This window comes from Streptomyces sp. AC550_RSS872, from assembly GCF_019049285.1.
Classification (GTDB): Bacteria; Actinomycetota; Actinomycetes; order Streptomycetales; family Streptomycetaceae; genus Streptomyces.
This window is the reverse complement of sequence record NZ_JAGMUL010000008.1, coordinates 1-22,226: the sequence shown is the minus strand read 5'-3', so window position 1 is coordinate 22,226 and position 22,226 is coordinate 1. Positions and strand designations below refer to the sequence as shown.

At 71.9% G+C, this 22,226-nt stretch carries 20 protein-coding genes and 1 tRNA gene; 10 read left to right on the top strand and 11 right to left on the bottom strand.

Annotated elements, in window-relative coordinates:
* Positions 1-20 precede the first annotated feature (20 nt).
* Together KUM44_RS03250 and KUM44_RS03245 are read left to right on the top strand one after the other, a co-directional pair.
* A complete protein-coding gene (locus KUM44_RS03250; protein WP_217206100.1) occupies positions 21-2,636 on the top strand; it encodes a phosphoribosyltransferase in 2,616 nt (871 codons plus the stop codon).
* The gene (locus tag KUM44_RS03245) at positions 2,636-3,454 is read left to right on the top strand and encodes an HAD family hydrolase (RefSeq protein WP_217206098.1); all 819 of its coding nucleotides are present in this window, start codon (positions 2,636-2,638) and stop codon (positions 3,452-3,454) included. The genes KUM44_RS03250 and KUM44_RS03245 overlap by 1 nt, the downstream gene beginning before the upstream one ends.
* 62 nt (positions 3,455-3,516) lie before the next feature.
* On the opposite strand, the gene KUM44_RS03240 is transcribed toward KUM44_RS03245, so the two are convergent.
* Positions 3,517-3,738 (bottom strand): zinc ribbon domain-containing protein, encoded by a 222-nt coding sequence (locus KUM44_RS03240; protein WP_217206097.1) that lies wholly within the window; start codon positions 3,736-3,738, stop codon positions 3,517-3,519.
* A 345-nt stretch (positions 3,739-4,083) separates the two neighbouring features.
* Here KUM44_RS03240 and KUM44_RS45000 point away from each other — a divergent pair, with 345 nt between their 5' ends.
* From KUM44_RS45000 to KUM44_RS03225, 4 genes are all read left to right on the top strand, one after another.
* Positions 4,084-4,236, top strand: a complete 153-nt coding sequence (locus tag KUM44_RS45000) for a hypothetical protein (RefSeq protein ID WP_254389005.1) — start codon at positions 4,084-4,086, stop codon at positions 4,234-4,236.
* 2 nt (positions 4,237-4,238) lie between these two features.
* Positions 4,239-6,188: a transglycosylase domain-containing protein gene (locus KUM44_RS03235; RefSeq protein ID WP_308402473.1), complete on the top strand. Its 1,950-nt coding sequence runs from the start codon at positions 4,239-4,241 to the stop codon at positions 6,186-6,188.
* Between the two features lie 140 nt (positions 6,189-6,328).
* The gene (locus tag KUM44_RS03230; protein WP_374202004.1) at positions 6,329-7,555 is read left to right on the top strand and encodes a hypothetical protein; all 1,227 of its coding nucleotides are present in this window, start codon (positions 6,329-6,331) and stop codon (positions 7,553-7,555) included.
* A 107-nt stretch (positions 7,556-7,662) separates the two neighbouring features.
* Positions 7,663-8,838, top strand: coding sequence for an amidase domain-containing protein (locus tag KUM44_RS03225; protein ID WP_217206095.1), 1,176 nt, complete (start codon positions 7,663-7,665; stop codon positions 8,836-8,838).
* Positions 8,839-8,872: 34 nt separating this feature from the next.
* Here KUM44_RS03225 and KUM44_RS03220 read toward each other — a convergent pair whose 3' ends face one another.
* A complete protein-coding gene (locus KUM44_RS03220; RefSeq protein WP_217206094.1) occupies positions 8,873-10,300 on the bottom strand; it encodes a hypothetical protein in 1,428 nt (475 codons plus the stop codon).
* A gap of 73 nt (positions 10,301-10,373) precedes the next feature.
* Complete coding sequence (locus KUM44_RS03215) at positions 10,374-11,147, bottom strand: DUF4097 family beta strand repeat-containing protein (RefSeq protein WP_217206093.1); 774 nt, start codon at positions 11,145-11,147, stop codon at positions 10,374-10,376.
* Between the two features lie 196 nt (positions 11,148-11,343).
* On the opposite strand from KUM44_RS03215, the gene KUM44_RS03210 reads away from it, so the two are divergent.
* Positions 11,344-11,415, top strand: a tRNA-Val gene (locus KUM44_RS03210).
* A gap of 46 nt (positions 11,416-11,461) precedes the next feature.
* Here the strand turns inward: KUM44_RS03210 and KUM44_RS03205 are convergent.
* Together KUM44_RS03205 and KUM44_RS03200 are read right to left on the bottom strand one after the other, a co-directional pair.
* Positions 11,462-11,806: a hypothetical protein gene (locus KUM44_RS03205; protein WP_217206091.1), complete on the bottom strand. Its 345-nt coding sequence runs from the start codon at positions 11,804-11,806 to the stop codon at positions 11,462-11,464.
* Positions 11,807-11,921: 115 nt separating this feature from the next.
* Positions 11,922-12,860 (bottom strand): ketopantoate reductase family protein, encoded by a 939-nt coding sequence (locus KUM44_RS03200; protein ID WP_254388978.1) that lies wholly within the window; start codon positions 12,858-12,860, stop codon positions 11,922-11,924.
* 91 nt (positions 12,861-12,951) lie between these two features.
* Between KUM44_RS03200 and KUM44_RS03195 the strand changes: the two genes are divergently transcribed.
* Entirely contained in the window at positions 12,952-13,188 is a 237-nt protein-coding gene (locus tag KUM44_RS03195) for a DUF2277 domain-containing protein (protein WP_217206089.1), read from the top strand.
* Between the two features lie 563 nt (positions 13,189-13,751).
* Here KUM44_RS03195 and KUM44_RS03190 read toward each other — a convergent pair.
* From KUM44_RS03190 to KUM44_RS03170, 5 genes are all read right to left on the bottom strand, one after another.
* Complete coding sequence (locus tag KUM44_RS03190; protein WP_217206213.1) at positions 13,752-14,351, bottom strand: VTT domain-containing protein; 600 nt, start codon at positions 14,349-14,351, stop codon at positions 13,752-13,754.
* A 295-nt stretch (positions 14,352-14,646) separates the two neighbouring features.
* Positions 14,647-15,084 (bottom strand): DoxX family protein, encoded by a 438-nt coding sequence (locus KUM44_RS03185; protein ID WP_217206088.1) that lies wholly within the window; start codon positions 15,082-15,084, stop codon positions 14,647-14,649.
* Positions 15,085-15,176: 92 nt separating this feature from the next.
* On the bottom strand, positions 15,177-17,135 hold the full coding sequence (locus KUM44_RS03180; protein ID WP_217206086.1) for an FAD/NAD(P)-binding protein: 1,959 nt from the start codon (positions 17,133-17,135) through the stop codon (positions 15,177-15,179).
* 340 nt (positions 17,136-17,475) lie between these two features.
* Positions 17,476-19,116: an alkaline phosphatase D family protein gene (locus KUM44_RS03175; RefSeq protein WP_217206084.1), complete on the bottom strand. Its 1,641-nt coding sequence runs from the start codon at positions 19,114-19,116 to the stop codon at positions 17,476-17,478.
* Between the two features lie 106 nt (positions 19,117-19,222).
* The gene (locus KUM44_RS03170; protein WP_217206083.1) at positions 19,223-19,867 is read right to left on the bottom strand and encodes an HNH endonuclease family protein; all 645 of its coding nucleotides are present in this window, start codon (positions 19,865-19,867) and stop codon (positions 19,223-19,225) included.
* Between the two features lie 408 nt (positions 19,868-20,275).
* Between KUM44_RS03170 and KUM44_RS03165 the strand changes: the two genes are divergently transcribed.
* Together KUM44_RS03165 and KUM44_RS03160 are read left to right on the top strand one after the other, a co-directional pair.
* Positions 20,276-20,857, top strand: coding sequence for a TMEM165/GDT1 family protein (locus tag KUM44_RS03165; RefSeq protein ID WP_217206080.1), 582 nt, complete (start codon positions 20,276-20,278; stop codon positions 20,855-20,857).
* Positions 20,858-21,049: 192 nt separating this feature from the next.
* Positions 21,050-21,712 carry an HAD family hydrolase gene (locus KUM44_RS03160; protein ID WP_217206078.1) on the top strand — a complete coding sequence of 221 codons (663 nt, stop codon included), beginning with the start codon at positions 21,050-21,052 and terminating at the stop codon, positions 21,710-21,712.
* Positions 21,713-21,910: 198 nt separating this feature from the next.
* Here the strand turns inward: KUM44_RS03160 and KUM44_RS03155 are convergent.
* The coding region (locus tag KUM44_RS03155; RefSeq protein ID WP_254388977.1) for a peptidoglycan-binding protein at positions 21,911-22,226 on the bottom strand (316 nt) is incomplete at its 5' end.

Here is a 22,226-nt window from a genome sequence, read left to right as displayed (position 1 = left end):
CTTCTCTACCCAAGGGACGTATGAACAACGCAGTGAACAACGGGGTCTGGTCCGGGAGCTGGGTCGCCGAGCGGCTCGGAGTCCAGCTCGTGGGCGACGACGAGCTCAAGCAGATGCTGGGGCTCGCCCTGCGCCGCAACCCCAAGCGGGCGCATCTGCTGGTCTCCAACGTGCTCGGCAAGCACGTGCCGCAGTCGCCGTCCGTCGTGTACGGCGCCGGGTTCGCCCTCGGCCGCCGGGTACGGGATCTCCTGGGCGCCGAGGAAGCGGGGGCCGCGGTCGTCCTCGGTTACGCGGAGACGGCTACCGGGCTCGGGCATGCCGTCGCCGACGGGGTCGGTGACGCCCCGTATCTGCACTCCACCCGCCGCCCGGTCGCCGGGGTCGCTCCGGCGGGCGGCTTCGAGGAGGCCCACTCGCACGCCACGTCCCATCTGCTGCTGCCGGAGGATCCTGCACTGCTGGCCGGGGACGGGCCGCTGGTGCTGGTCGACGACGAGTTCTCCACCGGGAACACGGTGCTGAACACCATCCGGGATCTGCACGAGCGGTATCCGCGGCGGCGGTACGTCGTGGTCGCCCTGGTGGACATGCGGTCGGCGGCCGACGCGGGGCGCCTCGCGGACTTCGCCGGGGAGATCGGCGCCCGGGTCGATCTGGTGGCTGCGGCTTCGGGGACCGTACTGCTGCCGGAGGGGGTGCTGGAGAAGGGGCAGGCGTTGGTGGCGCGGTACGAGGCCGAGAGTGCCGCGGAGGGTCGTTCGTCGTCTGCGGGTGCGTCGGGGCTGGTCGCGCAGTTCCCCGCGCCCCTGAAGGGCGAGGCAGGCGCCGCGAGCTTTGCAGGCGACGGACGGACCACCCCCCTAGGGGCGCGGGGAACTGCGCGATCAACCCCCACCGGCCCGCACCCGGCAGACAACCTCACCCACCCCCACCCCACCCGCATAGACCTGCACTGGCCCCCCGGCCTCCCCGACGGCGGCCGTCACGGCTTCACCCCGCAGCACCGCACCCGGCTCGAAAGCGCCCTCCCCGCCATGGCCGCCCGTCTGGCGGAGGCGCTGCCCAAGAGCGCCCGGCGTGTGCACATCCTCGGCTTCGAGGAGCTGATGTACGCCCCGCTCAGGCTCGCCCGTGAGCTGGAGCAGGTCGCGGAAGGGATCGAGGTCCGCTACTCGACCACCACCCGCTCACCCGTCCTCGCGGTCGACGACCCGGGCTACGCGATACGTACCCGTCTCGTCTTCCCGGCCCACGACGACCCGGCCGACGGCCCCGGCGAGCGCTACGCCTACAACGTCGCGGGCGCCGGGTTCGACGCCGTCACAGTGGTCGTCGACTCGGCCGCCGACACCCCCGAGCTGCACGCCCCCGAGGGCCTGTTGGCGCAGCTCACCGCCCACACCCCGCACGTCCTGCTCGCGGTCGTACCGTCGTACGTCCCCGGAGCACCCCCTGCCAGTCCCGAAAGGCCCCCGATGCTGTCCGAGCCCCTCCGCGGCCCCGCCTTCTCCTCGTACGCCCCCGAAGAGGTCGGCTGGCTGCTCCAGGACCTCTCGGACGTTACGCTGGAGGCGCCGACCGAGGAGCGCGAGGAGGCCATCCAGAGCGGCGGCGCGCACTACGCGGAGTCGCTGCCGGTGGAGTACCAGCCGAGCGAGCAGTACCAGGCGCTGTTCCACACGGCGTTGGAGGAGACCGCGGCGCGGCTTGCGCAGGCGGCCGGTGCCGTGACCGAGCTCGTCCTCGCCGAGCGCTCACCGCGCCCGGTGCTCGTCTCCCTCGCCCGCGCCGGCACCCCCGTGGGCATCCTCATGCGCCGCTGGGCCCAGTTCCGGCACGGCCTCGAACTGCCCCACTACGCCGTGTCGATCGTGCGCGGCCGCGGCATCGACGCCAACGCCCTGCGCTGGCTCGCCGCCCACCACGACCCGCGTGACGTCGTCTTCGTCGACGGCTGGACCGGCAAGGGCGCCATCACCCGCGAACTGGCCGACGCGATACGGGAGTTCGAGGCATCCGACGGCATCACCGGATTCGACCCGGAGATCGCCGTACTGGCCGACCCGGGCTCGTGCGTGCGGACGTACGGCACCCGCGACGACTACCTCATCCCGTCCGCGTGCCTCAACTCGACCGTCTCCGGCCTGATTTCGCGCACCGTCCTGCGCGCCGACCTGGTCGGCCCGCACGACTACCACGGCGCGAAGTTCTACCGCGAACTCGCCGGCGCCGACGTCTCCGTGGCCTTCCTGGACGCCGTCTCCGCCCGCTTCCCGGAGGTCGTGGACGCCGTCGAGGCGGCCGCCAAGGAACTGCTGTCCGCCGACCGCGCGCCGACCTGGGAGGGCTGGGCGGCCGTCGAGCGCATCAGCGAGGAGTACGGCATCCACGACGTGAACCTCGTCAAGCCGGGCGTCGGCGAGACCACGCGGGTGCTGCTGCGCCGCGTGCCCTGGAAGATCCTGGCGCGAGCCGGTGCCGGCGCCGACCTGGACCATGTCCGACTGCTGGCCGAACAGAGAGGGGTACCGGTGGAAGAGGTGGCCGAACTGCCGTACACCTGCGTGGGGTTGATCCACCCCAAGTACACGCGGGGCGCGACGGGCGCCGACGGCAAGGCGGTGAACCTCTGATGCCGGTGCTGGTGGCCAGCGATCTCGACCGTACGCTCATCTACTCCGCCGCGGCCCTCGCGCTGACCATGCCGGACGCGCGGGCGCCCCGGCTGCTCTGCGTGGAGGTGCACGAGAGCAAGCCGCTGTCGTACCTGACGGAGACGGCGGCCCAGCTGCTGACCGACCTCGGCGACGCGGCGGTCTTCGTGCCGACGACGACCCGGACCCGCAAGCAGTACCAGCGCATCAACCTGCCGGGCCCCGCCCCGAAGTACGCGATCTGCGCGAACGGCGGCCATCTGCTCGTCGACGGCGTCACCGACCCTGACTGGCACGCACAGGTCCAGGCCCGGCTCGCCGAACAGTGCGCGCCCCTCGCGGAGATCCAGGACCACCTGATGGCCACGGCGTCCCCGGCATGGGTGCGCAAGCACCGCATCGCCGAGGACCTCTTCGCCTACCTCGTCGTCGAGCGCGAGCTGCTGCCCGAGGAGTGGGTGAAGGAACTCGCGGTGTGGGCGGAGAACCGAGGCTGGACCGTCTCCCTGCAAGGCCGCAAGATCTACGCCGTCCCCAAGCCCCTCACCAAGAGCGCCGCCGTGCACGAGGTGGCCCGCAGGACGGGCGCGGACCTGACTCTGGCGGCCGGCGACTCCTTGCTGGACGCCGACCTGCTCCTGGCCGCCGACAAGGGCTGGCGCCCGGGCCACGGCGAACTGGCCGACGCCGACTGGACAGCTCCGGCGATCAGCGCACTGCCGGAGCGGGGAGTCCTGGCGGGCGAGCGCATCCTGAGGGAGTTCTTGAAGGCGACCCGCACGGCGGCGCCCCTTTAGGGGCGCGGGGAACTGCGCGACAAGCCCCCACGCGCCCGCAGTCAGAAACGCACCCGCTCTACCTAGCCACAACACCCTCCACCACAACACCCACCGCCCCCGCCGCTCGCCCTGGGCGCAGCCGCGGGGGCGGACGCCGTCCCGCCCACAGCCACCGTCGACAAGAGCTTCACCGTGTCGTCATGCCCCGCAGGGCACGCGGCGGGCGCGGAGGACTCCGCCATCGGACGGCTCAGTTCAAACGTGTCACCGCAGCTGCGGCACCGGTACTCATAGCGAGGCATGGTCAAAGACTAATCGGCCTGACCGGATACACCCCTCTCTGCGACCGTTTGCGATCAAGTTGCGATCGACCCTGTCCGATACCGGTGTGGAGAACTTGAAAAGGTCACTGATATTTTTCGATCGCCGCGAGGAGCCGTAAGGCCGGGGGAACAGGGGGCGCGCTGCCGTTGACCGCGGCGGCCATGCCCTTCCTCGCGGGCACGACCGAACTGGGGGGAGGGGCGCAGCCGTGACCAGGGCTGGGCAGGAGCCGGACGAGACCATGCAGTTAAAGGTCCCCGCGCTCCCGCCGGACGAGACCGTGCCATTGCGAACGGTCCAGGAGGACTTAACCGGCGTCAACCGTGCTGATCGCACCGGTCGCACTCGCACCGGTCGCACTCGCACCGATCGCACTCGCACCGGTCGCACCGATCGCGCTGACGAACCCCCTGCGCCCGGCCATCGCCGCAGGCCCCGCCGCCCTGCCGCACCGGCCCGCCTGGGCGCCGCCCTGAGAGTGGTCGCCGCGCGCTGGGCGTCCCGCCTCCGACCGCAGTACCCACGGCCAGGCCGCACCGGCTGGCGCCGCTGGATGCCCTCCTGGCGGCAGTGGCTCGGCGCCGCGCTGACCTTCCTCGGCCTGACCACCGCGGCCCTGACCATGGCCTACGCCGCCACCGACATCCCGGAGAACCTCAACTCGTACGCCACCCAGCAGGACAACGTCTACTTCTGGTCCGACGGGACGCCCATGGCCCGTACCGGCTGGGTGCGGCGGCAGGACATGCCGCTGAAGGACATACCCGAGGACGTCCGCTGGGCGGTGCTCGCCGCGGAGAACGCCGGCTTCTACTCCGACCCCGGCATCTCGCTCAGCGGTGTCACCCGCGCCGTGTGGCGCACCTTCGGCGAGGGCGATACCCAGGGCGGCTCCACGATCACCCAGCAGTACGTCAAGAACGTCTACCTCAACCAGGACCGCTCGCTGGGCCGTAAGGTCACCGAGGCCATGCTCGCCCTCAAGCTCGACAACCGGATGAGCAAGGACGACATCCTGGAGGGCTACCTCAACACCAGCTGGTTCGGCCGCGGCACCTACGGCATGCAGCGCGCCGCCCAGGCCTACTACGGCAAGGACGTCGGGGAGCTGAACGTCAGCGAGGCCGCGTTCCTCGCCTCCCTCCTCAAGGGCGCCGCCCTCTACGACCCCGCGCTGAGCAAGGCCAACCACGCGCGGGCGGTGGAGCGCTGGTCCTGGATCCTCGACCGCATGGTCGACATCGGCAGGCTGTCACCGGCCGAGCGGGCGAAGTACCGGACGTTCCCCGAGCCGTTGCGGCAGACGCAGGGCTACGACACCGGCAGGCAGAGCGACTACCTGGTGGAACTGGCCGCGCAGTACGCCAAGAAGGCCGCACATCTGACGGACCAGCAGTTCGACCTCGGCGGCTACCAGATCTACACGACCTTCGACCGCAAACGGGAGACGGCGCTCACCGACGCCGTGACCAAGGCCCGCGAGCAGGCGCGCAAGGACCATCCGGGTCAGGCGAAGACCGCGCACTACGGTGCCGCCTCGGTCGCCGCCGACGGACGGATCCTCGCGGTCTACGGCGGCCCGGACCACCGTACGCAGGGTTACAACGAGTCCAACGCGACCACCGTGCCCGCCGGTTCGGCCTTTCTGCCCTTCGTCTACGCCTCAGCGCTCCACAACGGCGTCCACAAGACCCGCGACGGCGCCGCGACCGAGGTGACACCGGAGACGCTGTACGACGGGGACGACGGCATCCCGGTGATGACGCCCGAAGGGCCCTACTGGGACCGCGGCGGCAAACAGGTCAAGGCCCGCAACGACGGCGGGGAGGACCACGGGCAGATCAGCCTGCACAGGGCGCTCGCCCTGTCGGTGAACACGCCGTTCATGCAGCTCGGCATGGACACCGGTTTGGACAAGGTGCGCCGGACCGCGGAGGCGGCCGGTCTGCTCGGCTCCAGCTTCGGCCCGCAGGTGCCGGCGCTGTCCCTGGGCAGCGCCACGCCCAGCGCGATCCGGATGGCCAGCGGGTACGCCACGTTCGCCGCCGCGGGTACGCATGTCGAGCCGTACTCGGTGGCCCGGATCACCCGCAACGGCTCCGAGGTGCGGCTGGCGAAGCCCGCCTCGCGGCGTGCGGTGCCGGCGAAGGTGGCCGAGCAGGTCCAGTCCGCCCTGCGGGACGCCTTCGTCCTCGCCCACCCGGCCACCGCGGCCTCCGCCCCGCGCGTCACCGGCAAGACCGGTACCACCCAGGGCGACACCGCGGCCTGGTACGTCGGCACCGCCGCCTCGGTGTCGACGGCCGTCGTGGCCTACCGAGTCGATCTCGCCGAGAGCCTCGAACCCCTGCCGTTGAAGGGCGTCGCCGGCACCCCCGCCAACAGCGTCCCGTACGACATCTGGGCCGGCGCCCTGGGTCTCGACTGACCCGGCGACCCGCCACCGCACGCCCCCCACCCCCCTCGCAGAACGGCCCGCCCATGTCGTCGAAATCCGGCCACCGCCGCCGAGCCCATGCAAGCCGCCGCCGGGCCCGTGTGTCCGAGCATTCCGTCCGTATGGGAGCGATGGCGGTGGCTGTCCTCCTCTTCGCCCTGGTGCTCCCCGTGGCCTACACGAGCCTGACCGGCCCGGACAGCACCACACCGATCGCGTCCGCCGGCGACCGGGGCGGCTCGGCCACGGAGGAACCGCCCTCCAGGCCCCCCGAGGAGCCCGAGTGGGACGGGAGGACGAAGGTGCTCGGCGACGGCTCGACCTCGTACACCGGGCCGCAGAATGGAACGTTGAGGCCGAAGCGGCTCAAACCGGGTGAGAAGCCGCCCCAGTTCGTCGTCTTCTCCTGGGACGGCGCCCTGGCGGGCGACGACCAGCTCTTCGCGCACTACCGGGAACTGGCCGAGAAGTACGAGGCCCACATGACGTTCTTCCTCACCGGCATCTACCTGCTGCCCAAGGACAAGGCGAAGCTCTACGCCCCGCCGCGGCACGACAAGGGGGCAGCGGCCATCAGCTACCCCACCGACGAGCACATCCGCACCACGCTGGAACAGCTCGGCAAGGCGTGGAAGGAGGGACACGAGATCGGCTCGCACTTCAACGGCCACTTCTGCGGCACCCGCGGCGGCCGCTACTGGAGCGTCGACGAGTGGAAGAGCGAGATCGACCAGTTCTACGCCTTCGGGGAGAAGTGGAAGACCAACACCGGCTACACCGACCTCGCCCCGCTGCCCTTCGACTTCCGCAAGGAGGTCACCGGCGGCCGCGCCCCCTGTCTGGAAGGCCAGGGGAACTTGCTGAAGGCCGTCAAGAGCTACGGCTGGCGCTACGACGCCAGTTCCACCGGCGACTTCCAGATATGGCCCACGAAGAAGAACGGCATCTGGGACTTCCCGCTCCAGATGCTCCCGTACGAGGGCGGCGACTTCCAGGGCCTGTCCATGGACTTCAACTTCCTCTACAACCAGTCCGACGGCGAGACCGACGGCGACCCCGCCCGGCACGCCGAGTGGATGCAGGAGACGCTCGACACCTACATGGCCGGCTTCAACCGGGTCTACTACGGCAGCCGGGCCCCGCTGTTCATCGGCAACCACTTCGAGGAGTGGAACGGCGGCATCTACATGAAGGCCGTCGACGAGGTCATCAAGAACGTCTGCACCAGGAAGGACGTCAAGTGCGTGTCCTTCAGGGAGCTCGCCGACTGGATGGACGTACAGGAACCGGAGACCCTGCGGCGGCTGCGCGGTCTGGATCCGGCGCAGTCGCCGGACTGGTCGACGGTGGTGAAGTAGCCGGACGAGAGCTCGCGTGTTCAACCACCCCCGGGTGTGGGGAAGTTGAGGAGATGATGTAAAGATTCCTTGCCCGGGTTCGACCACCCCGGGCGAGGAGAATCCCCGTGAGATCAAGAACACCGAGCCGTACGCGCCGCCGCGCCACCGTAGTCGCGGCCTCCGTCGTCTCGATCGCCGCCTCGGCGGCACTGCTGCCCACCTTCAGCGCCGGCGCCGCGGTCGCCGACGACCCGACGGTGGACGCCACGACCAGGGCCACCTTCCAGCGGCTGGCGGACGCGGTCTTCACCGACCGCACCCAGGCCCTGGTCGACGGCGAGCGGAGCCGGAAGCCGCTGACCGACGGCTTCTCCGGTGACGTCCGCCTGTCCTCCCGGGTGGCCCGCGGCGAGGACACCGCCCTGTCCGCGCTGGACCGGCGCAAGGACCTGCTCGCGCGGCTCGGCGAGAGGTACCGCGAGGCCGACACCGCCGTCACCCTGGACGCCACCCGCGTGACGGGCCGTACGGCCCGGGCCACCGTCACCGAGACCACGACCCTGACCTACGCCGAGGTCCGCGGCGACGAGCCGACGACCACCGGCTTCCAGGCCCGCCACGAGCTCACCTTCACCGCCGACCGCCACGGCGACTGGCAGCTGACCGGCATCCGCGACACCGGCCGGGGCATCGCGGTGAACACCCCCGCCAAGCCGTCCGTGAAGGCGCCGAAGGCACCCACCGTGGACGACACCATGCCGTCCGCCCCGCGCGCCGCGACCACCTACCCCGCCCCGGCCAGGCCCAAGACCCTCACCGGTACGGCCCTGGACTACAAGGGCATGGCGTCGTACGCGGAGAGGTACTGGAGGAACTACAACAAGGACTACCCCGACTTCAACGGCGAGGGCGCGGGCGGCGACTGCACCAACTTCGTCAGCCAGGCCCTGAAGGCCGGCGGCTGGAAGCACGCGCCCGGCTACGTCTACGACTACACGAAGTGGTTCGGCAACGCCGAGATCCAGTCGCACTCGTTCGTCGGCGTCAACGAATGGTCCTGGTTCGCCCAGAACTCCAAGCGGACGACCGGCCTCGCCAACGTCTACCAGATGGACCTCGGCGACGTGCTCCAGATGGACTTCGACAAGAACGGCTCCAAGGACCACACGATGATCGTCACCTACCGCAGCCCGCAGGGCATGCCGTATCTGACGTACCACTCCACGAACACCTACCGGCGTTCGCTGGCGAGCGTCATCGCGTCGGACCCGAACGCCGCCTACTACGCCTACCGCACCTGACCATCCCGGGACGGAGGCGGTACGGCCGCACGGCTCAGTGCCCGGCCCCGCGCTCCTCGCGGATCTGGGCGACGACCCGGGCCACCGTCCGCCGTACCGCCTCCGCCTCGGTCAGGAAGTGCCAGTAGTCCGGGTGACGCCCCTCCAGCGTGCCGGTCGCCCGCTCCAGCCGGGCGACCGAGTCGTCCAGCGGGCGCGCGTGCCGCGGATCGGGGGTGTTCCGCCCGGCCATCGCCAGCCGCTGGGCGTCCCGGATCGCGAACCGCGTCCGGTCGATCTCCTGCTGCGGATCCTTCTGTACGGCGTTCAGCCGCCGCAGCCGGTCACCGGCCGCCGACACCGACTCGTCGGTGCTGTTCAGCAGCGCCCGCACCGTCGACAGCAGCGCGGTGGCGTCCGGCCAGCGCTGCTCGTCCCGCGCGGCCTGCGCCTCCTTCAGCTTCAGCTCGGCCTGGCGTACGTTCTCCGCGGCCCCGTCCGGCACCCCCTGAAGGTCCTGCCAGCAGGCCACCGTGAACCGCCGCCGCAGCTCGCTCAGCACCGGCTCCACCTGCCCGGCACGCGTGGTCAGCGCCTGCGCGCGCGTACGCAGCGACACCAGCCGGTGATCGATCTCGGCGGCCCTCTCCGGCAGCCGCTCGGCCTCCGCCCGGACCGCTCCCGCCTCCCGCGCGACCCGCTCGGCACGCTCCAGGGTCTGCGGGACGCCATGCTGCCCGGCACCCTGGTTCAGCTTGGTCAGCTCCGGAGCGAGCGCCGCGAGCCGCGCCGCGAGGTCGTCCGCCCGCAGCCCGGATGCCCGTACGGCGTCCAGCGCGTTCGAGGCGGCCAGCAGGCCCTGCCGGGCACGCTCGACGGCCGGGGCGAGGCGGGCCAGCTGGGTCTCGGCCTTGCCGAGCAGCGGCCCCAGCCCGTCGGTGAACCGCTCCAGCTCCCGCTTGACGTTGTCGAGGTCGTCCTTGGCCTTGGTCAGCTCGCCACGGGCCCGGGCGGCGACCGAGGCCTCGAGGTCGTCGCGGTCGAGGTCGTGGGCGTCGACGGCCTGGATGTACTGGTGGCTGACCTCGTCGATACGCCGGCCGAGCGCCTCGAAGTCGGTGATCGCCCGGCGGGCGGCCGGGGAGTCGTCGACGGCCGTGATCGTCTCGATCGAGATCCGCAGATCGCGCTGGGCGGTGTCCAGCTCGTAGAACGCGGCCGCCGCGGCATCCTTCGCTGCCTGCGCCTCGGCCCGCTGGCTCTCGGCCCGCCCACCGAACCAGCGCCGGGTGCCGCCGCCGGCGAACGCGGCGGGCAGGGCGAGGGCGGCGAGGAGGGGGAGGGCGGCGAGGGCGAGGGTGTCCCGGAGGGCGCGGCGGGTGCCGTGCGGGGCACGGCGGACGGTGGCGCCCCGCATGCACTCCGGGTCGGCCTGCGCGCCCGGCGCTGACGGCGAGTTCGGCTGCGGAGGTGTCGCCGTCACATCCCTCTCCCGTGCTGTCATTCACCCTGCCCGGTTCATTCTCCCACCGGTTTAGGACGAACACACGGGCCGGTTAGTTCGCGGTTCGCACCGTGACTTTTCCGTCGCCGGTACGCGCGGAGACCTCGTGCGGGCTGGTGTTGTCCCGGGGCACGGACACGTCGACCGCCCCGTCGCCGGTCTCGGTCGTCACGTCGTACGTCGACCGGGGCAGCTCGACCGTCACCGAGCCGTCGCCGCTGCGGGTCTCCACCAGATCCGGCACGGTGCCGAGTTCGAGCCGGATCGAGCCGTCACCGGTCCGCGCCTTCACCGTGCGCGAGGACACGTCCAAGACCCGTACGGAACCGTCGCCCGTCCGCAGATCCAGCGGCCCGCTGGAGTCGGTGACCCGCACCGACCCGTCCCCCGTCCGCACGCTCAACGCGTCCCGGAACCCCCGTGCCCGCACACTCCCGTCCCCGTCCTGCACCTTCACGGTGATGCCGTGCGGCACCTTGATGCGGTGCTTCGTCGAGCAGTTCGCGATCATGCCCGAGCACTTCTCCCGCAGCACCAGCCGGTCGTCCTCCATCGACCACGTCACCTTGGGGGCCGAGCCGATCGCGACCGACCCCTGGAACCACCGCGTCACCTCGACCGTGCCCGCCTTGTTCCCGTCGGCGGCGACGATCTCCAACGCCGAGTCGTCGGAGTCCACGGTCAGCGTCCGCCCCTCCAGCGCGAAGGACCGGTGCTCGGGTTCCTTGTCGTCCCCGGCAGAGGCCCCACACGCGGCAAGCCCCCCGACGAGCGCCACGACGGCTCCGACGGCGGCGACAGCGCGGACGGCAACGGTACGGGCCATGACGATCTCCCCCTGAGACTCCCTGAGACCTGCCCTTCAGGGCCCAGGATTCGGATGGTGGTTCGACCGTACGGATCCGGGAGACCGGTGGGGATCCGGGCCGCTCCCGGATCCGAGGTGGGGATAACCCCAGGACGGCATCGATACGGGTTTGCGGGACATGGCCCCTGGCAAGGTAGGCTGTCGACTCGTTCTCGGGTGCGTAGCTCAGGGGTAGAGCGCCTGCCTTACAAGCAGGATGTCGGCGGTTCGAAACCGTCCGCGCCCACCGCGGTAGAGGACCCCGCCGCTCGCGGCCGGGGTCCTTCGCGTTCTCAGCTCTCCCGCGGCGCCGACGCCCCATGGGCGTGCTTCAGCTGTGAGCGGGCGTCCACGCGTTCGGCTCCGGCCAGTTCCGACCAGTAGCGGTGGCCGCTGATGAAGATCGCGAGTTCGTGTTCGCGGCGGCGGAGCTTCTCCACCTGGGCCTGTTCGTCCTCCGTCCAGCCGGGGGAGGCGGGGCGCTCGACCTTGCGCCAGCCGTTGTCGTCGCTGAAGGCGTCCAGGGGTACGACCGACCAGGGGAGCCGCTTCAGCAGGGCCGACAGCTCGGCCCGGACCTGATGCAGCTCCTCCTGACCGGCGAGCAGGTCACTCGGAAAGTCATAGGGCGTAGCCACGAGCCAATGCTACGCCTGTTCGATTTTGGGTGGCGAGCTTGTTGGGGTGGTTCATGCGAACGGGTGTGTGGGCGGGTGAACGGGAGGCTCACCCGAGCCCAGCCGACGACAGGGCCTAGTGGCCGGCTTCCCTCAACTCACGCACCAGGCCGGTCGTCACGGGCGTGGGAATCCCATGGTGCTCCGCCGCGCGCAGCAACGCGCCGCCGATGGCGTCCAGTTCGAGGGGTCGGCCTGCCTCGGCGTCGCGCTGCATCGACGACTTCGTGCCCGGGGGGAAGGCGTCGTAGCGGGCGAGGGCCTGGGCCGGGTCCGCGGGGCCGCCGCAGGCGCGGCTGACGGCGGCCGTCTCCTCGACCAGGGACGTCAACTGCTCGCGGTGGTGGGTGCGTACGTCGCCGAGGGGGAGGGCATGGCGGGTGGTCAGCAGGGCGAAGGGGGCCAGGAAGGACATCTTCGCCCAGAGAGCCGCCGTCTCGTCGGGGAGGACGCGGGTGGTGGGGCCGGCCGTGTCGAGGGCTTGCGCCAGGGCGTCGAGGCGGTCGCGGGGGACCGTGTCGCCGGTGAGGTCGATCTCGGCGAAGGGGCTGGCGTGTTCGATATGCCCCGGGGCGACCCGGGTCGACTCGGCGCGGATGACGGCGGGGGCGACACGGTCCGGGCGGTAGCGGGTGCGGAGGGCCGCCGGGTGTTCCACGCCGTTCAGGAACGGGACGATCAGGGCGTCGTCGCCGAGTGCGGTGGGCGGGACACGGGTCAGGGCCGCGTCCAGGGCGGTGGCCTTCACCGCGATCAGGCAGGCGTCGACCGGTTCACGGAGCTCGGTGTCCGCCTCGACCTGGGCGGTGAAGTCCCCGAAGTGGGCGCTGCGGACCTGGATTCCGTTCGTCCGCAGGGCCTCGGCCGTCTCGTCACCGCCCAGGCACACGACGCGGTGGCCGGACCTGGACAGCAGCGCGGCGAGCAGGCCGCCGATGCCGCCCGGGCCCAGCACCGCCACGGTGAGCCGGTCGTTCGCGGTGGTCTCTCGCGCCGTCATGCGTTGCGCCGTCATTGCGATTCCTCTCGTCGGTCGGCCCCGTCTGCGGTGGCCGCCTCGGCGTGATCATGGCAGACGAGGCCCTCCCCGAGGGAGACTGTTCACCATGTGCCGCAGTATCAAGACACTTCGTCCGCCCGTACTGCCCGAAGAGGCGACAGAGGAAGAGATCCGAGCCGCCGCCCTCCAGTACGTCCGCAAGGTCTCCGGCTTCCGCGCCCCGGCCGCACACAACCGGGAGGTCTTCGACCGCGCCGTCGACGTGATCGCGGCCGCCACGGCCGACCTGCTCGATGGGCTGGAGGTGCGGGGGTCCGCCGCGGTGGCGCGCAAGGCCGGGTAGGGCAACGGGAGGGATGCGGGGCCGTACGTCGGCGGGCGCGTCGCCGGGGTGCGTGGTCCTGCCGTGCGGCTTTACCGGCGAGGGAGGCCGCCCACCGGGAGGACCGGCGTGTACGGCCGCCCCGCTGGGCCGCCCTGCCCGGCCGCGCAGGACGGGTGCGTCGGGTCCGATGCGCGACCACCACGGTCGAAGCGGACCAGGGCACCCGCTCCGGGCAACCGCGGGCTTGCGGCCCGTAGTCACGACGGGCGTCCGCGTCGGCTTCCCGCGTTCTCGGTCGACGGCCCGGCCCGCCTGGACCACCGCATTGGGCGGCTGGACCGGCGTATGGGCACCACAGGGTACGACCGCGCGCTCAGGCTTCCGGCCGTCATCGCAGCAGAAGCAGAAGCAGAAGCAGAAGCAGAAGCAGGAGCAGGGAGCACGAGCAGGAGACCCGCGCCGGCCCCGGTCACTACAGCAGGGCGGTCACGTAGGCCGGCCCGGGCAAGCGGCGCCACCGCGCCGGCCGTTCCCGCCGCCGAAGCGGACGCCCGCCCAGGCCCGCGCCCTGAGCGGAGCGGCTACGCCGGTGTCCGGCGCATCAGGTACGTGGCCCCCGCCCCCGCCGCGAACAGTGCCGCGACCGAGACGGCCGTGGCCAGCCAGGTCGCGCCCAGCCATTGGGCGCCGAAGTAGCCGAGGGCCACGCTGTAGGTGGCCCAGGTCAGGCCGGCCAGGGCCGACCAGGGGAGGAAGTCGCGGGGGCTGCGGCGGCTGGCACCGGCGCTGAGGGAGACCACCGAGCGGCCCGCGGGGGCGAAGCGGGCCAGGACGACCAGGGCGCCGCCGCCTCGGGCGAGGGCCGTGCCGAGACGTTCCTGCGCTGATGTGAGGCGGCGGGAGCGGGCAATCGCGCGGTCCAGGCGGGCGCCGCCGCGCCAGGCGAGGCGGTAGGCGACCAGGTCACCCAGGACGGAGGCGGTCGCCGCGCAGAGGGTCAGGGCCAGGATGTCGGGGACCTCGCCGGGGACCTGACCGGTCGCGGCACCCGTCCCCGCGGCCGCCGCCGTCGCGGCCGTGATCACCAGGACACCGCTGGGCAGGACGGGGACGAACACGTCCAGCAGGACCGACAGTCCTACGACCACGTAGATCCACGGGGCCGCCGTCAGCGAACCCATGTCCTCGAGACCCTCGAGCACCGCAACTCCCCGTTCCCCCGTGGCCAGTCCGTGCCGTGCCGCGACGTCGCGGGGGAGCGGCAGGGTGCGGCCTATGACAGCCATACAGCGTACGCGGGGGGTGGGACAGGAGATTCATCGGGGGCTCGTGTGTTCGGCACAGCATCTTCACCCGGCTGCCCGTGGGCCGGGCGAAGAGCGGCGCCCGCACCCGCGTGAGCCGCGCGGGTGCGGGCGCCGTCGTTCAAGGGCGGAGCCCCGTCAGGGCGACACCGCCGTCAGGCAGCACCGGGCGTCAGGCCGCCACCGGCGTCTTGTCGGCCGCCGTCCGGCTCTGCGCCTCGGAGCGCTTGGCGAACAGGCGGTCCAGCCCGAACGCGCCGGAGCCCGTGAAGATCAGCAGGAACATGGCCCAGCAGTACATGGCGGCACCTTCGCCGCTGTTCTCGATGGGCCACAGGGCCTGCGGCTGGTGGACCTTGAAGTACGCGTACGCCATGGCGCCGGAGGAGATGAACGCCGCGGCGCGGGTGCCGAGGCCGAGCAGGACCAGACTGCCGCCGACGAGCTCGATCACGGCGGCGTACCAACCGGGCCAGGTGCCGGCCTCGACGGTCTCGCCTCCGAAGGTGCCGAAGAGCTTGCTGGCGCCGTGGCAGGCGAAGAGCAGGCCGACGACTATGCGGAACAGGCCGATGGCATACGGCTGGGCGCTGTTGAGGCGTCCGGTCATTTGGGGGGACTCCCTCGGTCTGAGGTTTACCGGTCCCTGTGAGGAACGGTGTGGGGACGTGTACTGATCGGTAAGCCCCACGTTAGGTAGCGCTAATCAACACTTGCAAGTTCAACATTTGGCCAGGTTTCGGCATCGGCATTCCCGTCCGCCCCGGAAGCAACCGCACGTAGCGCCGCTCTCGCCACCGCGTCGGCGTCCGAAAGCGTGACCGAATCCACACCCGGCCGCGCCCCCGCCGCCGTCACCCAGTGCACACCCTCCGTAGGCACACCGAACGCGAACCGCCTTGCGTGCGCCCGCCCCTGGCGGTCGATCAGACGGTACGGGCGCTGTGTCACGTCCACCCCGCCCGTTTCATGACCGTCGACGGTGTGCGGGCGGCACTGCCCTCTCTTCAGCAGCCGGGCCAGCAGGTCGTCGGCGCTCCGGCGTACGTCGGGTTCCGGCAGCCGAGCCTCGACGAGAGTCGTCGCCCGCACCGCCGAACCCGGCACCTCCGGCGAGCACGCCACCCACGCCCCGTCCTCCTCCCGCACCTCCAGCCGAGGTCCGAGCACCTCCACGACCCCCGCCTCCACCAGGGCCACCAGCTCCTCCACCCGGCGCCGGGGCGGCCCGATGGACAGGAAGGCGTTGAGCGGGGTGTACCAGCGGTCCAGGTGGTCGCGGCGGGAGGCGCCGGTGAGGCCGCCGTGGTCGACGATCAGACGGAGTTCGTTGCGCAGGTCGCGCAGCACGTCGAGGGCCGCCTTCAGCGGACCGTGCACATTGCCCCGGGCGGCCTGCGCGGCGTCCTCGCGCAGATACGCCAGCAGCCAGTCGCGCCACTGCCCGGGATCAGCGAAGTCGCGTCCCGCGTACGGCCGGGAGATCCGGTCCCAGCAGAAGCGCTCGTGCTCCGCTACACCGAACTCCGCGAGCAGGTCGGCCTCTTGGGGGGCGCCGTGCGGGACGGCGAGAAAGCGCTCGATGAACCCGGGGCGCCGGGTCCCCGGTGGACGCGCGGGCAGCGGTATCAGCGCCGCGTAGTACACCGCCTCCACCTCCTTCGCCACCAACGGCCATATCTCCGCCAGGAAGTCCGGCGCCTCACCCGAGTCCGTCCGCTTGCGGAAACCGGCGATCACCTCGGGCGTCAGGACGAGCGGGAGATGGCGACCGTAGGGCCCCTTCGCGTTGTCGCCGCGCGCCTGGTACGGGATGCCGCGCCGCGAACCGGCGTACAGGAGCGGCTCGTTGCCGGAGGGGAGATAGCGCAGCCCCCGGGCGTCCGGTACGAAGCGTCCGCCGCGGCCCGTCGTCAACAGGGCCATGTGGTCGAAGAAGTTGAGGCCGAGGCCGCGCAACAGCACCGGTTCGCCGGGGGGCACGCAGGACAGGTCGACGTCGGCCGGGTTCGCGGGGGCCACGTAGCACAGACCGTGGCGTTCGGCGTAGGACGCGAGGCGGCGCTGTGTCGCGTCGGCGGCCGTCGGCAGATGCCCCTGGGCCAGCACCACGGCCGCCAGGCCGGGCAGGACACGGCCGTCGTCGAGGGTGAGGACCTGGCTGCCGTCGGGTGCGTCGTCGAGCCGTACCGCGCGTGCGGCGTACGTCTCCACGCGGAGCGCGGGGGGCGCCTCGCGCACGACCCGCGCGAACACCCACTCCAGGTACCGGCCGTAGTGGGCGCGCGTCGGATACTCGTCCGGACCCAGGTCGCCCGCCGCCCAGTCGTACAGGCTGGGGCCGGGCCGGATCGGGCCCGAGCAGTCCACGCTGTCGTCGGTGAACAGCGTGACCTGCGACGCCACCGTGTTCATCAGCAACTCGGGCGACTGCGCCGTCCGCCACACGCGCCCGGGCCCGGGTGGGGCCGGGTCGACGACGTGAACCGTGAGACGCGTCCCGGGCGGGAGGAGTTCGGGAGCCGAGGCGCAGAGACGTTCCAGGGCGCTGGTGCCCCGGGGGCCGGCGCCGACCACGGCGAGGGAGACCGTGGGGGGCTCCGGGGTCGGTACGGAGGTCGGTGCGGTCAAGAGGGTGACTCCCGGGCGTATGGGGCGCATCGGAGCGAACCGTCGGACGGAAGCGGACGGTCCGGCTCATCATGCCGTCGGGAGTGGGGCTGGCCGAGCCCTGGGGTGTGTGAGTGTGGGATGCATCACGAGCATCACAGACTCCTCGGTGGGTTCGGGGGGATTTGGGTTCGGCGGCTGCGGGTCGTGTGTGGCTGGTCGCGCCCACGCGGCGGAGCCGCACATTGATACAGCCCCGCGCCCCTAAAAGGTCGGCCTCGCGGGCGCCCACCCAGGGGCGCGGGGAACTGCGCGACCAGCCACACACAGCCCGCACCCGCCAACGCACCGCCACCCCCGAGCTCTCAGGCGACCGGCCCGCACCGCACCCTCACGACGAAAGCTCCACCTCCGCCACCGCCCGAAGCCGCGCAGCGCCCCGCGCAGCGCCCCGCGCCTGCTCCAGCCGCAGCCGCGCCGAACGGCCCCTCAGCGTCAGGGTCATCAGCTGGTTGCCGAACCAGGGCCCGCCCGTGCGGCGCCAGTCGATCGGCGGACGTGGACAGCCCCCGTGCCCGGCAAACCGGCGCCCCAGCCCCCGGGCGAGCCCGCTCCAGCCGAAGCGGAAGCCGAGCCGGATGGCCAGGGGGATGGCGTTGTGGACGGGGGAGCAGGTCAGTTGGAAGACGCGGGCGGCTGGGCCCGTGCCGGTCGGCCAGGTCGGTTCGGCCACGTAGGCGTGGTGGACGTCGCCCGACAGCACACACACCGTCGCCGGAGCCTGCGCGCCCGACCCGGCCTCGGCGATCAGCGCTGCCAGGGCGTCGAACGACGACGGGAACGCCGCCCAGTGCTCCAGGTCAGCCCGCCGCCGCAGGTTCTCCCCGAACCGCGCCCACCGCTCCCCGCGCTCGCCCCGGCACAGGGCCGCGTTCCACGCCTCGGCGTCGTGCACCAGGTGCGGCAGCAGCCAGGGGAGGGACGTACCGATGAGGAGGTGGTCGTAGGAGCCGGGGGCGTCCAGGGCCTGCTCGCGCAGCCAGCGGGCCTCGCCCGGGTTGAGCATCGAGCGCGCGCCCTCGTCCAGGACCCGGGCCGCCCTCGTGTCCACCATCAGCAGCCGTACGCGGCCGAAGTCGCGCCGGTAGCTCCAGCGGACGGAGGCGGGGTCGGCGTCCGCCGCGCAGGCGAAGGAGCGCAACAGGTCGGTGCCGTCGGGCGTTTCGCGTACGGCGGCGTAGAGCGGGTCCGCGGCCAGCTCGCCCGGGGGGAGGTTGCCCAGGTGCTGGTGCACCCAGTACGACATCAGCCCGCTCAGCAGCCGCTCCCGCCACCACGGCGTGGCCCGCATGTCGGCGAGCCAGGCGGCGGAGGTGTTCCAGTCGTCGGCGACATCATGATCATCGAAGATCATGCAGCTGGGCACGGTGGAGAGCAGCCAGCGCACCTCCGGGTCGAGCCAGGACTCGTAGTAGAGCCGGGTGTACTCCTCGTAGTCCGCGACCTCGTCGCCCGGCGGCTCGCGCAGGTCGCGCCGGGCGGCCAGCCAGCGTCTGGTCGCCTTGGAGGTCTCGTCGGCGTACACCTGGTCGCCCAGCAGGACCAGCACGTCCGGCCGCTCGCCAGCCGGGTCGGCCGCGATCCGGGCGGCCAGGGTGTCCAGGGCGTCCGGGCCGACCGGATCCTCCTCGTCGGCCGGCGGCGCGGCCCAGCGGCAGGAGCCGAAGGCGAGCCGGACCGTGTCGCCCTCGGCGGGGGTGCGGATGACGGAGGGCGGGAACGGGCTGTCGGGCAGCGGCCACACGCGTGTGCCGTCGAGGAGGACCTCGTAGGCCTCCGAGGATCCCGGAGCCAGGCCGCTCACCGGGATCAGGGCGTAGTGGTGGCCCGCGATCTGGAAGGTGCGGGAGGTACCGCGGGCGCCGTCCGCGCCTCGCACCTCGGCGGTGCACGGACGGCTCGCCTCGACCCACACGGTCGCGGACGAGCCGTCGGCATACCTCAGCAGTGGTCCAAGGCGCAGTTCGGCCACGTGATCGCCCTCCTCCGTCGCCCCGTACGGTACGGAACGACGGAGGTGGGCGGGGAGGTTCCGCAGGTCACGGTTTGCCGAACTCCGGCGGTCCCGGCCGGTGCGGTCAGCAGCTCGCGAGGTAGTTCGTGAGGGCGGACTTCTCCGCCGAGTCGACCGAGAGGTCGTAGTAGTACTTCACCTGGACCCAGGCGCGGACGTACGTGCAGCGGTAGTCCGAGCGCGACGGCATCCAGGTGGCCGGGTCCTGGTCGCCCTTGGCCTGGTTGACGTTGTCGGTGACCGCGATCAGCTGCGGGCGGGTCAGGTCGTTGGCGAACGACTGGCGCCGGGAGGTGGTCCAGCTGTCGGCACCGGAGTCCCAGGCCTCGGCCAGCGGGACCAGGTGGTCGATGTCGACGTCGGAGGCGGCGGTCCAGGTGGCGCCGTCGTACGGGGAGTACCAGCTGCCGCTGGTGGCGGCGCAGGACGAGTCGGTCACGACGCCCGAGCCGTCGCGCTTGAGGACCGTCTCGCGGGTGTTGCAGGCGCCGGACTGGGTGATCCAGTGCGGGAAGAGGTCGCGGTCGTAGCCGGTGCGGTCCTCGGTGGCCACGGTGAGCTCGGCCAGATAGCCGCGGGCGGTGGCGCCGCTGACGGGGGTGGGGAGCGCGGCGGAGGCGGTCGGGGCGTTGAAAAGGGCGACGGAGGCTATGAGGCCGCTGAGGGCCGCGAGTATGCTGACCCGTCGACGCGCGTAGAACTTCGACATGCGAACTCCCTTGGGAGGTGGGGGTGTTGGCGTGCGAGCGATGGAATGCTCGCCGCGCCGCGTTGCGGGGAGGTGTGCGTCGGGTAAGAAACTAATGACGCGTGCATGACACGACAAGGTTGAGTGCGGGACTTTCTTCCTGTGAGTCGGCCGAGGGCGTCCCGTACGATGGGCCGTGCAGAAGGGGAGTAGCTCTTCGCCGGACCGTCGACATACTGCTCAGCTCGTCTGAGCCGGCGCCCGGAGGCGGACCTCGTTCACGAGGTCGGCCAGCGAGACCTTCGGCAAGCAGTGCACGCCCGTGCCGCATGGCGCGGGTGCCCACGTGTGCTGCCGTGCCGAGGTGTCGCAGCGCAGTCGCAGTGCAGCATCGCTCTCGGTGGGGCAGCCCCGACCGATTGAGGAACCTTGATCAGCTTCACCGTGACGGCCGTCGTCTTCGGCGTCGTCTTCCTCGCCGAACTGCCCGACAAGACCGCACTCGCCGGGCTCGTCCTCGGCACGCGCTATCGCGCCTCCTACGTCTTCGCCGGCGTCGCCGCCGCGTTCGCGCTGCATGTCGCCCTCGCCGTGGCCGCCGGCAGCGTGCTCACGCTGCTGCCGCAGCAGATCGTGCACGCCGTGACCGGCGTGCTCTTCCTGGGGGGCGCGGCGGTGCTCCTCATGAAGAAGGGCGAGGGCGAGGAGGAGATCCGCAAGCCGGAGAACCAGTCCTTCTGGAAGGTGTCCGGGGCCGGGTTCATGCTCATCCTCGTCGCCGAGTTCGGGGATCTGACGCAGATCATGACGGCGAACCTCGCGGCCCGCTACGACGATCCGCTGTCGGTCGGCATCGGCGCGGTGCTGGCGCTGTGGGCCGTGGCGGGGCTCGGGATCGTCGGCGGGAAGGCGCTGATGCGGCGGGTGCCGTTGCGGCTGATCACCAAGGTGGCGGCGTTGCTGATGCTCGGGCTCGGGGTGTGGAGCCTGTGGGAGGCGGTCGCCGGGTGAGGGCGGGGCGGACCGGCTGCGAGCTGAACTGTCGGTGAACGGTTTCTGGAGGTGGTGGCGCGATCGGGATCGGTTTTGTACCGTGGAGGAACAAAGTGGCTCCCGCCCGTTTTCCCTGACCGGCGGGCGGGACCACCTTGTTCCTCCCGGGGGCACCCCTGTACCCCCGCGCCCCTCGCCCTGGAGCTGCTGATGCCGGCCACCGTCCTCACCGCTCGTGCCCTGCTGCTCGACATGGACGGCACCCTCGTCAACTCGGACGCCGCCGTGGAACGGATCTGGCGACGCTGGTCCGAACGGCACGGGCTGGACGGCGACGAGGTGATGAAGGTCGTACACGGACGGCAGGGGTACGCCTCGATGGCCCTGCTGCTGCCCGACCGGCCGATGGAGCAGAACCACGCGGACAACGCCCGCATGCTCGCCGAGGAGACGGCGGACGTGGCGGGCGTGGTGCCGATTCCGGGGGCGCCGGAGTTCCTGGCCTCGCTGCGGGAGCGGGGGCTGGCGCATGCGCTGGTGACGTCGGCCGATGTTCCGCTGTCCACGGCGCGGATGGCTGCCGCCGGGCTGGAGCTGCCGGATGTGCGGGTCACCGCGGAGTCGGTGGGCGCGAGCAAGCCGGACCCGGAGGGCTTTCTGAAGGGGGCGGCCGAGTTGGGGGTCGCGCCGGAGGACTGTGTGGTGTTCGAGGACTCGGCGGCGGGGATTCAGGCGGGGCGCTCCGCGGGGATGCGGGTCGTGGGGGTCGGGGCGAGGGCCGGGACGCATGGGCCGGATGTGCTGGTGAGGGACTTGCGGCAGGTTCGGGTCGAGGCGGCGGGGGATGGCGGGGTTCGGTTGGTCATCGCCTGAGAGCTCGGGGGTGCGGGTTCGATGGCGGCTGCGGGTCGTATCGGGTTGCTCGCGCAGTTCCCCGCGCCCCTGGGTTGGCGGCCGCGAGGCCGACCTCAGGGGCGCGGGGAACTGCGCGACCAGCCACAGGCGACCCGCAGCCGCCATCGAACCCAAAGCCCCGAGCTCTTGGGCGAGCGGGTTCAGCCCAGCGCGGCGTCACGGTTCGGTCGTCTCCGACTCCAGCCTCTCCCGCGTCACCAGGTCGTACACCCCGTACTCCTCCGGCTGCACTCCCCGCGCCCACTGGTACCTGTTCACCGCGTCCTCGACGCCCTCGTCGTAGCTGCCCCCGGCCTCCCTCGTGTAGACGCCGAGTTGGGTCAGGCGCAGTTCCAGCTCGACCACCTCGGAGCCCCGGTCGCCGCGGCGCAGTGTCGGCGGGGCGGGGTCTCGGGCCGCGGCGGACTCCTCCTGGGCGCCGGCGGCCTCCGTGGGTAAGGGGGCGGCGGTCGTCGGCTGCGTGGAGGGGGAG

Bases quoted from the DNA above. Each gene is read 5' to 3' on its own strand.
- KUM44_RS03250 (WP_217206100.1), top strand. From the start codon at position 21: ATGAACAACGCAGTGAACAACGGGGTCTGGTCCGGGAGCTGGGTCGCC.
- KUM44_RS03245 (WP_217206098.1), top strand. From the start codon at position 2,636: ATGCCGGTGCTGGTGGCCAGCGATCTCGACCGTACGCTCATCTACTCC.
- KUM44_RS03240 (WP_217206097.1), bottom strand. From the start codon at position 3,738: ATGCCTCGCTATGAGTACCGGTGCCGCAGCTGCGGTGACACGTTTGAA.
- KUM44_RS03230 (WP_374202004.1), top strand. From the start codon at position 6,329: ATGGCGGTGGCTGTCCTCCTCTTCGCCCTGGTGCTCCCCGTGGCCTAC.
- KUM44_RS03215 (WP_217206093.1), bottom strand. From the start codon at position 11,147: ATGGCCCGTACCGTTGCCGTCCGCGCTGTCGCCGCCGTCGGAGCCGTC.
- KUM44_RS03200 (WP_254388978.1), bottom strand. From the start codon at position 12,860: ATGACGGCGCAACGCATGACGGCGCGAGAGACCACCGCGAACGACCGG.
- KUM44_RS03195 (WP_217206089.1), top strand. From the start codon at position 12,952: ATGTGCCGCAGTATCAAGACACTTCGTCCGCCCGTACTGCCCGAAGAG.
- KUM44_RS03190 (WP_217206213.1), bottom strand. From the start codon at position 14,351: ATGGGTTCGCTGACGGCGGCCCCGTGGATCTACGTGGTCGTAGGACTG.
- KUM44_RS03185 (WP_217206088.1), bottom strand. From the start codon at position 15,084: ATGACCGGACGCCTCAACAGCGCCCAGCCGTATGCCATCGGCCTGTTC.
- KUM44_RS03180 (WP_217206086.1), bottom strand. From the start codon at position 17,135: ATGCGCCCCATACGCCCGGGAGTCACCCTCTTGACCGCACCGACCTCC.
- KUM44_RS03170 (WP_217206083.1), bottom strand. From the start codon at position 19,867: ATGTCGAAGTTCTACGCGCGTCGACGGGTCAGCATACTCGCGGCCCTC.
- KUM44_RS03160 (WP_217206078.1), top strand. From the start codon at position 21,050: ATGCCGGCCACCGTCCTCACCGCTCGTGCCCTGCTGCTCGACATGGAC.